Raw genomic sequence first — 9,877 nt, 5'->3', positions numbered from 1 at the left:
ACCGAACCATCCGCCAAAGAACTGAAGAAGCAGGCTCCGTGACGCTTCATTCTAACCTACCTCCCGCCCCTGTCTCGCACTCTCACGTTCACCCGTACCCCGACAGCATACAGTGCAACCAGCCACCTGGGGTGCGAATCAGCCAAGCGTCACTCTCAGGCATGGTGGTTGCATCATGCGTGCTGCATCACGGTGTTGTGCTGTGTAGAGCCTGGTCTCAGGCGCCATCACCCCGAGCTGTCCATTTCCCGCCGGGACTTCTCATTTCGTTTCGCCGTCATATTTCTACGTGAAACTGAAGCGACACCCCCGCTACACCATATCGGGCGTAGCGGGGGTGTCGCTTCAGTTTCAGATCTTTTCGACGCTGTAACTCTCGTGCATCACGGTCCTAATGTGCTCCTCGGCCGCGCGTTGTCCCTGTACGACCTCTACGGTGCGTCCCTGGTGCGTGGAGATCTGGTAGGTGGTGCTGGAATCGTCTTCCAGCTTAGCGGCTCGCTCCTGGTCGCAGGAATCGCAGGTGCAGTCGCTGTATCCGTGATCCAGTAGGCAGTCATTCACGGGAATGTCCGCGAAGGGGGTTCGGGAAAAGTTCGGGTTCCTGTTCTGGTTGTGCCAGTTGTCGAGCGCGGCCCGCAGGAATCGTGCGCGGCGGGTGGCTGCGGGGCAGGGGTCTAGAATTCCGCGCATGTACAGAACGGCGGTCACCATGTCGCCATAGGCGATAAGCGCGAGGTCGATGCTCCGCAGGACGTCGAGGCTTTCCGGGATGTTCATGGGGTGGCGGAAATCGCAGCGGCACTCAGAGAGGCGGTCTGCGGTCAGAATGGCGATTTTGCGCGTGTGGTCGGCGGTGGGAATGCATCCGGGGTGCCGGTTGGCGGGGCGGGGGATTCCGTCGCCGTTCCGGCCCCTGAGCTTGCTCCAGAACCGGTGCCCTTGCCAGCCGCAGAGGCGGCATTCCAGGTGCCACGGCTGGTCGGCTCCGGGATAGCCCTCCAGGGGAATCCACCCGAGCTGATCGAGGCGTGCCATGGCCTCGGCGGCGCGCACCAGATTTGCGAGGGTGGGGCGCAGGTCGGGAATGCGGTGTGCGTAGGTGCGGGCGGCGCGCAGGCCATCGGCCGTGCGGCGCATTTCGTGGTGGGGGGCGAGGGGGGCGAGGCCGGGGGCGGGGATGGTGGGGCGGTGGCCCTGGTCGACCAGCTCGGCGAGGTGGTCGGCTGCCTGGTGGCGGTCGGTGAATCGGCGCTCGATGCGGCGGCCGGGCATGACCGGAAACCAATTGCCGTGGCGCCGGTAGATGTATCCGGCGGGGGTCCCGTCGACCGTGACGGGATAGTGCCCAATGGTGTCACGCTGACCGAGGGCATAGCGCTGCGCGTTTTCCATTATTCGATTCCCTTTTTCGGGTACTGAGTGTTTCGCCTTTTGTTGGTTCATGCCACTGTCCCAACAAGGAAAACTATAGTGCCTGAAGGCCTGGAAATCAAAGATCAGGAGCGTGAAAGGCGCAGGTCAGAAGGCTTTTTTATTTTCTTTTTTCTAGGGGAAATGCGCCGCGTTGGGCCCCTTTTCGGGGTAGGTGGGGCGGGGCGTGGCGTCGGTCGTCGCTCCCGGTGGAGCGCAGCGACAGCGGGGCCCGGTGGCTGCGCAGCAGCTCTCCGGCAAGGGGCTGGCGCGCAGCGCGGGCCCCGCAGCACGCGCCGGGCGCGCAGCGCCGCAGGGGACGCGCAGCGAGGGCGGGAGCGGAGCGGACGCCCGTTCCCCTGCCGCGTGGCAGGCGGCGGCCGACGGCACGCCCCGCCCCACCCACCCCGAAAAAGGGGTCTTGCTGCGCCCTGTGGCGCCCGCTGCGCCCCGACCCGCCCACCGGCTGCGCTTGGTGCTCCGGGGCTGCACCAGGGCGTTCAGTGCGTCCCCGGAGGGCTATCCTGAAGGCTGATTCCTCTTCGGGGGTTTCGCCTGGGCCGGTACCCCTTGCCACCCGCTTCGGCGGACTGGGGTGCTGGCCCGTCTTCGATCCTGGGTGATTGCGACATAGCCGCGACAGTCGGCTGAGACTGTCGTGTCCCGAACCCTTGGAGGCATCCATGGCGGACCCAACCGGTACGAGCACGCAGCCCCTCCCAGATGCCGAGACAGCCGAGACACTGGGCTCGTTCATCGCCTCATGGGACTCCCACGCACCGCGCCCCCGCGCGATGGCGGACTATGTGCGGTTCGCTGATCTCATCCTCAAGACGTTCATGGTCGGCGCGGGCTCTCAGAGAGTGTGAGCAACGTCGTACGCGGCCGTGAACCCCTCGGCGAGCAGCACGTGCGGGAGGGCTGCGCGCATCTGCTCGTGCTGCCAGACCAAGACGGCATCTGGCACCCGACGACTCGCCTGTGTGCGGGCGTGGTTGCGGGCGCGGCAGGTGTCGAGAGGGGCCGGGAATCGGAGGGCGACGACGGGCCGGCCGTGGCGGCGGGCCCGCTCGACGAGCGCGGCCCTGACGGCGGGCTCCACGTTGGTGGAGTCGAGGAACACCGTCGTCCCCGTGCTCAGGTGGGATTCGAGTAGCGCGTTCTGCCGCTCGACGGCGGCCGTCGTGGCGGACTGGTCGCCCGCGTCTCCGCTGATCTCATGGCGCAGGGCATCGAGGCAGAGAATCGTCATCCCGAGTCCGGCGGCGGCCGTGGCGAACGTCGACTTCCCCGATCCGCCGGGACCGACGGCGACCAGGAGCGTGCCTGGCTCGACGCTGTGCAGGATGTCGGTATCCACCGTGCTGGCGTGGCCCTGCGGGCCCTGGGCGGCCGTCTGCGCGGTCATGAACGCTTCCTCTCAGTGGTCCTGTCAGAGGTCCTGTACGGCGCGGAGCGCCGCGCTGATGCGGGCCATCACGTCGGGGCCGACGTCGCCTCGGCGGGTGGCCCCCTCGAAACGCGTCGTGCGGAGCTGTTGGATGTTGACAGCGACAGCGGTGCCCTGGATCGGGGCGCTGAGTTCGACCGACATGGCGGTGTCGGGGTAGCGGCCGATGGGGTGCAGCACGATCGCGAGGACGGCGCCGTATGCCTCGTCCAGGCCGGTCAGGGAGATGATCAGGACGTCGCGGCCATCGGCGAGGGTCCAGACCTCGCCGCGCTTGATCTCATGGGTCACAGGCTGTCGCCCTCGCCCGCGAGGTCCTGGCCGAGACCGAGCGCGGCGAGCTGGTGGGCGGCGTCCAGAGTCGCGGCACGGCGGGCGGCGCGCACCACGTACGCGTTCACGCTCAGTCCGGCCGCCTGTGCGGCTTGCTTGATCGAGGGGGCAAGGTCATCGGGGACGCGGAGCGTCATCGTAGTCATCGACATGACACCAGACTAGACACCGGAATGTGGTGCCGTCAGGTGATGGCACGATCGCGCTCCGGCCATCGAGGACAGGAACATCTCCTTGGCCGAGCGCCACCAGCTCATCAGTACAGCCCTCCGGGGCCGAGGGGACAAGCTCCGGCCAACGCCGTCAGACACAGGTCGTCAGAGCGTCTTGAGTGGCCGCTCGGCGATCGCGGCCGACGCGGCCCGTACCTCGTTGATCGCGTTCGCCAGGTAGGCGAGGAACGTCTCTCGGTGCCCCTCGTCGGCGGGCAGGACCAGGGCCAGCTCGTCGCCCACGACGAGCGTGTACGTGTGGTCGGACGGCGCCGGGGCTCGGTCGGTGTGGTCGTACGGATCGATCTCCAGGACCACCGACTCGGCACCGTCCATGATCAGTGTTTGAGAGTGCAGCTTCATCGCCATCCGCCGATCGTGGCAGCCACCGTTCACCGCCCGCGCTGCGTCCCCGTCCCTGCCCAGGACGCGAAGTTGACGCCACCGCGACGAGCGGAGTATCCCGAGCTGCGCAGCGTCTTGCCCGCCCGCACTCTGAGGTCATGATGTCCGCCCCGCCCGTAGTGATCTATCCGCCCGACGAGGATGGTGGGCGGCGTGTACGCGTCGACGGGACGATCCTCGGTCGCGCCTACTCCGTGCAGGACGTCGCCCGCTTCATGCAAGAGGCCGGCCTCCAGGACTGGGACGAGATGGACGTCGTCCGATCCCCCCTCATCAACTGGCGCGGCGGCGGACCAGACGAGTGGACGCATTGACGCTTGAGTGGCGTCCGTACCTCATATACACCCTGCTCGCTGGTAAGTTGCCCGCCATGACAGCCCCTCATGGCGGAGAAGCCACCGAAAAACTAATCGTGAACCTACCGCCTACGCTCCGGCGGGACCTGAAGATCCGTGCAGCGGAGCACGGATTGAACGTGACGGACGCAACCGCGCATGCGCTGAGTCTCTGGTACGAAAAGCCTGACGCTCCTTCGGTTGAGGTCAAGAAGGCCCAGAGCTGGGGGACTTACCTGCCCCTCGGAGGCGTCGCCCGGTTTGTCGCTGAGTGTGAGCACCGCGGAATTACGAAGGTGCAGGGGATCGCCCAAGCTGTAAGCGGCTGGCTAGCTGATCATCCCTCTCCGGCCCGTCGGCTGATCAGTCAGCCTGTGCGGCGCATCCTGGTAGCCATTCAGAAGGGCGGTGTGGGCAAGAGTTTCGTCTCTGCTGGCCTGGCTCAGGCATTCGCAGAGTTGGGGCTGCGGACCCTGCTCGTCGACTATGACCCCCAAGGCCACCTGACCCGACGGCTCGGTCAGAGTCTGATCCCCATGGACAGCGGAGCGAGCTTGCTAGAGCACATGCTCGGCAAGGGACGCAAGCACATCCGACGGTCCCTTTCGATCCTTCCTCAGGAGCGATTTGGGGGCAGGCTTCATCTGCTGCCCGCCTGTCACGACGCGTTCCTCTTCGACGCCGTGATGAGCAGTATGCGCACCGGTCGTGAGGAGTCACTCGCGCGTGCTCTGGAGCCAGTGGAGAAGGACTACGACGTCATCGTCTTGGATGGCCCGCCGAGTCTGGGTCTGGCGATGGACATCGCGATGCACTACGCGCAGCGACGTGAAGGCGAGCTGTCGGAGCGCTCTGGCGTACTGATGCCGGTGTGGGCGGACACGCCGTCATTCGAGGCGTATGACCTGTTCAACACCCAACGCGAGCAGCTCCAGACAATGACCCGAGTGACGGTGGACGAGCTGGGTTTCGTCATCAACACCTACGACGGTCGACGTGGCGCATCGGTCCAGAAGAAGAAGGAGGAGTGGGAGGAGCGCGCGAACCCTGGAGTCCTTCAGGTCTTTGGTGATCTCAAGGAACAGCGGGACGCCACCGACCGCCGTATCCCTCTGCTCGAATGGGCACCGGACTGCGAACTGTCTGTCGGTCTGCGAAGCATGGCACGGGAGTTGGCGGTATGAGCAAGAGCAAGAAGGACGCTGTTCCCCGGTACGAGAGCGAGCAGCCAGCAGAGGACGCGCCGACCCGTAACGCGATTCTCGATCACTACGGCCTGGGCGCGGCACCTACGGACGTCGTTGACGACACAGAGCGGGAAATGCTCGCCTGGGAGGAAGCGCAGCAAGCCAAGCTCGCGGCGGAGGAGGAGGATCGGCAAGCGCTGCGTGCTGGCACACGGCTGCATCCGTCCAAGGTCGCGCTGTCGTCGCTCGCCCACAATCCGTACAACCCGCGCGAGACACTCGCCAAGCTTGCCGAGACGACCAGCTCTCTGAAAGAGCGGGGCCAACTAAACCCGGTCGTGGTCGTGACAAGGTCCGCTTTTCTTAAGGCTCATCCAGGCCAGGATGCCGCCCTGGGTGAGGCTGTCTACGTCGTGATCGACGGCAACCGGCGCCTTGCCGCCGCGGCCCCGGCAGGACTGGATTCGCTGCGTATCCACGTCAACGACGACCTAGCAGCCACGGCCGCGGACATCCTGGAATCCGCGCTGATCGCCAACATTCACCGCGAGGACGTGGCGCCGCTGGACCAGGCCAAAGCGATCCAAGAGCTTGTGAGCGTCCACGGGTCACAGGGAAAGGTAGCCAAGCGACTCAGCAAGACTCCGGCGTGGGTGTCCCAACGGCTCGCCCTCCTCGGCCTGACGACAGAGCTGCAAGAGCAAGTCGAAAACGGAGATCTCAAGGTGGAGCATGGCCGACGCATCGGTCGGCTCCCCAAGAAGAAGCAGGCGGCAGAGGCACAAAAGATCGGTACCAAGACGCCCCGCCCACGCAAGCCGAAGGACGGAGAGAAGGCGAACGCGCCGACCGTTAACGGCGTTAATACCCCCGCCACAGACTCAGGGTCGGAGGCTCCGACCGCGCCGACCGTTAACGGCGTTAATACCCCCTCGGACCTTCCTCTCCCGTGGGACAACCCTCTCTGGTTCGATCTACAGCTCCGCAAGCACATGTCCGACGAGAACCGACAGCGGCTGGTCTGGCTGCTCCAGGGATCAAGCGAGGACTGAACGCAAGAAGGCCGGTACTCCCTGCGGTGATCGCGGGGGAGTGCCGGCCTTTGCCGTGCTGAACCGTAGACGGCCCGCCCGCCATGAGCTTCCGGGCGGGCCGCCCCTTCCCGCCTCACGGTCCTGTCCGACGGGGACCGTGGCGGGGGCTTAGCTGGCCTGCGTCTCGCCGGGACGCCGTGGCCAGTCGATGCGCCCGTAGACGTTGCGGTGGGCGCCGGAGTGCTGCGGGGACAGGGTGCAGCGGATCTCTGTTCCCTGCTTACGGATGTGGCAGATGACGGGGATGACGACGCGTTCGCTCATCGGCGCACCGTCTTGAGAGCACTGCGCAGCCTGCGGCCGGTCTCGCACAGGGCGGGGTTGTCGGCGCACTGCTCGCACGACTGGGTGTGGTCGAGCTGCACTCGGTAGAGGCGCCGGATCACGCACTCGCGGCAGCTTCGGGGGAACCAGCGGGTGAGGCTTCCGTGGGCGTCCGCGTCTCGCTCTCCGAGGTCGACGGCCGTCACGGGGGCGAGGGTGACCGCGCACCACACGCAGGCCTTCCCGCGCGTCTGTGCCTCGGACAGCGCGTGTAGGTCGGGCAGGTGCACCGGCGGCATCCGGTCGAGGACGGTGCTGCTTCCGCTGGATGATGTAGGGCTCGTACTCTCGGCCATGTCGGCTCCTTACCAGTCGGCCATGCCCCCGGGCCGTGACAGCGGTCGCGGGGGTCCTATGTGTACTTCCATCGAATCTGCGCTCACGGACGGGTGAAGGCGCCAGACGGGGGGCCAGGGAGGGGCCAGACTGGTCCGTGAAGGGAGTCAGGATGAGCGAGAGCGAGCGCAGACTCCGCTACGGCAGCTACCTGGCGGCTCTGCGCCGAAGCACGGGCAAGTCGCAACGGCAGTTGGCCGCTCAGCTCTGTCTGCTCTCGGGCACTCAGTCCGTGACCCGTAACGAGGTCTCCCGATGGGAGCGCGGTGCGCGCGCACCCGGTCCGTGGCTGTCGATCCTGTCTCAGGCCTTGCGTGTGCCGCTGGCTGATCTTGAGCAGGCAGCGGCCTACGCGCGCGGCGAGGAGTCCGCGCGCCCGCCGGGAATGCTGCTCACGCTCGCTGAACTCCTGCCCCCTGGCGACCCACTGGAGCAGCGCGCCACTCCTGGGCGGCACCTGGGCGCCTCCGATGTCGCGCTGCTCGCGGGGCGCGTGCACGCCTTGCGCCTGGCGGATGATGTGCTCTCCGGCGGGGACCTCATCGCCCCCGCGTTCCGGGAACTGCGCAAGGCAGTGGACCTGTACCGCACAGGCTCGTTCTCCGACGACACCGGCCGCGAACTCCTGGTGCAGATCGGAGAGCTGGGCCAGATCGCCGGATGGGTCGCCAGCGATGCGGGCCGACTCCAGGACGCGGAGCGCGCCTACCGGCTGGGGCTGGGAGCGGCCCGGCAGGCCGGCGACCTGACGCTCGTGGGGAACCTCGCGGGCAGTCTCGCCTACCAGTGGTCGAACAACGGCCGCGAGAAACAGGGCGCCGAGATGGCTCAGGCGGCCGTCGACGAGGCAGGCCCCGACGCACCGCCCCCCGCGCGCGCCCTGTTTCTCGACCGGGTGGCTTGGACTCAGACACGCGCAGGGGAGGCGCAAGCGGCCATGCGCGCACTGGGCGAGGCGCACGCCGCGCTGTCCATCGAGGGAGGCGTCCAAGCCCCTTTGTGGGCGTACTGGGTCAGCCGCGAAGAGCTGGAGGTGATGGACGCCCGCGTCTTCACCGAGCTGCACCGCCCCCTGCGCGCCGTGCCACTCCTCACGGACGTACTCAGCCGGTACGACACCACCCACGCTCGGGAGCTGGCTCTATATCGGTCATGGCTGGCCGTGGCGCTGGCGGATGCGAACGAGCCGGAGCAGGCGGCAGAAGAGGCGCAGTGCGTCATCGCCCTGTCCGGCGACCTGGCCTCTGACCGAACGGCCAACCGCACGCGCATCGTGCTGGAGCGGCTACAACCCTTCTCCTCAGTTCCCGAAGTCCGGAGCGTTCTCGAGGCTCACGGGCATCTACTCATGCACTGAGAGGTCGTTTTCTGATGGTTTGTTCCCCATCATGCGTCTCAGGGCTTCACACGCGGCGCTCGCTTCACGGGTCTGCACGTGATGGGGGAGGACGAATCGGTGTGGGCTGCGCCTCTTGGAGTGAGACAGATCCTGCGGGATGAGACAGGCAATACGGGCCTCCCCTGAACCCCACAAGGCGCTTGAACTCCCGACAGCTCCCAGGTGTTGCCCCGCCACAAGGGCATGTTGGGAGCAAACGGACTCTGTTGATGAAAACGACCTCTGACTGAGCGTTTGGTCCTGTTTCAACGCAAGGTGTTGCGGTTCTCTGGGGTCGGGGTTCAGGGGCTGGAGTGGTCGACGAGCCGACGGTTCCGTGAAGCGGCAGGAGAGGACCGTTTCGTTCGGGCCCGTCCTGTGTCATCCCAAGGCGCCCCAGCCCATGGCCGTTTGCCCAGTGGCCAAGCCGGTGGCCGCGCAGTACATCGGACACATGACTCCGCGCGGCGGCTACCCCAGCGATCTGTCCGATGCGCGGTGGAAGCTGATCGAGCCGGTGCTGACCGCCTGGCGCGACGAGCGCCGGGGCCGGGGCCTGGACATCGGCCGCCCACCCGAACATGACCTGCGCGCCCTGATGAACGCGGTGCTCTACGTGGACCGCACCGGCATTCCCTGGCGCTACCTGCCGCACGACTTCCCGCACTGGCGCACGAGTTACGGCTACTTCGCCGCCTGGCAGGAAGACGGCATCTTCGAACAGCTCACCGGGCTGCTGCGGCGCCTGGTCCGCGAGCGCGAGGGCCGCAACAGCGAGCCGTCGGCGTGCGTGCTGGACTCCCAGACCATCAAGACCTCCGCCAACGTGCACCTCGTCGACCAGGGCACGGACGCCGGGAAACGGATCATCGGACGCAAGCGGCACCTGGGCTGCGACACCCTCGGCCTGCTGCTGACCGTCATGGTCACCGCCGCGGGCGTCTCCGACACCGCGGCCGGCGTCCATCTGCTGTCCCGCATCGCCGCGGCCCACCCGCACATCCGCAAGGCGTGGGTGGACGCCGGCTACCGCACCACCGCCATCGACCACGGCGCCCGCCTCGGCATCGACGTCCACCCCGTCCAACGCCCGCCGGGCGCCCGCGGGTTCACGATCATCCCGCGGCGCTGGACGATCGAGCGCACCATCGGATGGCTCATGCACCACCGCAGACTCGCCCGTGACTATGAAACCCATCCGCACCGCTCCGAAGCCATGATCCACCTCGCGATGATCGACCTCATGACCCGCCGCCTCACCGGCGAAGCCACCCCAAACTGGCGCGGCACCTGACCCACTGGGAGCAAACACAGATCCGCGGACCAAACGCTCAGTGAGAACCCATCTTTGAACTTGTTGAAGTGGTTCGGTAGTCGCGACGGAGCCCAACCCGCCGCGTCGAGCGGAAG

The 9,877-nt window shown here is 66.8% G+C and carries 12 protein-coding genes; 5 read left to right on the top strand and 7 right to left on the bottom strand.

Annotation, left to right across the window (positions count from 1 at the left end):
- Positions 1–351 precede the first annotated feature (351 nt).
- From ACIBKX_RS40425 to ACIBKX_RS40405, 5 genes are all read right to left on the bottom strand, one after another.
- Positions 352–1,395 carry a hypothetical protein gene (locus ACIBKX_RS40425; protein ID WP_363277829.1) on the bottom strand — a complete coding sequence of 348 codons (1,044 nt, stop codon included), beginning with the start codon at positions 1,393–1,395 and terminating at the stop codon, positions 352–354.
- Positions 1,396–2,269: 874 nt separating this feature from the next.
- Entirely contained in the window at positions 2,270–2,821 is a 552-nt protein-coding gene (locus ACIBKX_RS40420) for an ATP-binding protein (protein WP_363277828.1), read from the bottom strand.
- A 24-nt stretch (positions 2,822–2,845) separates the two neighbouring features.
- On the bottom strand, positions 2,846–3,154 hold the full coding sequence (locus ACIBKX_RS40415) for a hypothetical protein (RefSeq protein WP_363277827.1): 309 nt from the start codon (positions 3,152–3,154) through the stop codon (positions 2,846–2,848).
- Positions 3,151–3,348 carry a toxin-antitoxin system HicB family antitoxin gene (locus tag ACIBKX_RS40410; RefSeq protein ID WP_363277826.1) on the bottom strand — a complete coding sequence of 66 codons (198 nt, stop codon included), beginning with the start codon at positions 3,346–3,348 and terminating at the stop codon, positions 3,151–3,153. The genes ACIBKX_RS40415 and ACIBKX_RS40410 overlap by 4 nt, the downstream gene beginning before the upstream one ends.
- 165 nt (positions 3,349–3,513) lie before the next feature.
- Positions 3,514–3,777, bottom strand: a complete 264-nt coding sequence (locus tag ACIBKX_RS40405) for a hypothetical protein (RefSeq protein WP_363277825.1) — start codon at positions 3,775–3,777, stop codon at positions 3,514–3,516.
- A 134-nt stretch (positions 3,778–3,911) separates the two neighbouring features.
- On the opposite strand from ACIBKX_RS40405, the gene ACIBKX_RS40400 reads away from it, so the two are divergent.
- The 3 genes from ACIBKX_RS40400 (at position 3,912) to ACIBKX_RS40390 (ending at position 6,387) form a co-directional block, all read left to right on the top strand.
- Positions 3,912–4,127: a hypothetical protein gene (locus ACIBKX_RS40400; RefSeq protein ID WP_363277824.1), complete on the top strand. Its 216-nt coding sequence runs from the start codon at positions 3,912–3,914 to the stop codon at positions 4,125–4,127.
- A 161-nt stretch (positions 4,128–4,288) separates the two neighbouring features.
- A complete protein-coding gene (locus tag ACIBKX_RS40395; RefSeq protein ID WP_399377325.1) occupies positions 4,289–5,332 on the top strand; it encodes a ParA family protein in 1,044 nt (347 codons plus the stop codon).
- The gene (locus ACIBKX_RS40390; protein WP_363277822.1) at positions 5,329–6,387 is read left to right on the top strand and encodes a ParB/RepB/Spo0J family partition protein; all 1,059 of its coding nucleotides are present in this window, start codon (positions 5,329–5,331) and stop codon (positions 6,385–6,387) included. The genes ACIBKX_RS40395 and ACIBKX_RS40390 overlap by 4 nt, the downstream gene beginning before the upstream one ends.
- A gap of 150 nt (positions 6,388–6,537) precedes the next feature.
- Here ACIBKX_RS40390 and ACIBKX_RS40385 read toward each other — a convergent pair whose 3' ends face one another.
- Both ACIBKX_RS40385 and ACIBKX_RS40380 read right to left on the bottom strand, forming a co-directional pair.
- Positions 6,538–6,693, bottom strand: coding sequence for a hypothetical protein (locus ACIBKX_RS40385; RefSeq protein ID WP_363277821.1), 156 nt, complete (start codon positions 6,691–6,693; stop codon positions 6,538–6,540).
- A complete protein-coding gene (locus ACIBKX_RS40380; protein ID WP_363277820.1) occupies positions 6,690–7,049 on the bottom strand; it encodes a hypothetical protein in 360 nt (119 codons plus the stop codon). The genes ACIBKX_RS40385 and ACIBKX_RS40380 overlap by 4 nt, the downstream gene beginning before the upstream one ends.
- A gap of 152 nt (positions 7,050–7,201) precedes the next feature.
- Here ACIBKX_RS40380 and ACIBKX_RS40375 point away from each other — a divergent pair, with 152 nt between their 5' ends.
- Together ACIBKX_RS40375 and ACIBKX_RS40370 are read left to right on the top strand one after the other, a co-directional pair.
- Positions 7,202–8,446: a helix-turn-helix transcriptional regulator gene (locus tag ACIBKX_RS40375; RefSeq protein WP_363277819.1), complete on the top strand. Its 1,245-nt coding sequence runs from the start codon at positions 7,202–7,204 to the stop codon at positions 8,444–8,446.
- A gap of 475 nt (positions 8,447–8,921) precedes the next feature.
- Positions 8,922–9,761 carry an IS5 family transposase gene (locus ACIBKX_RS40370; RefSeq protein WP_363277831.1) on the top strand — a complete coding sequence of 280 codons (840 nt, stop codon included), beginning with the start codon at positions 8,922–8,924 and terminating at the stop codon, positions 9,759–9,761.
- Positions 9,762–9,877: the final 116 nt, after the last annotated feature.

It is taken from the genome of Streptomyces sp. NPDC050658 (assembly GCF_044457025.1).
Classification (GTDB): domain Bacteria; phylum Actinomycetota; class Actinomycetes; order Streptomycetales; family Streptomycetaceae; genus Streptomyces.
This window is presented reverse-complemented; position numbering and strand designations above follow the sequence as displayed.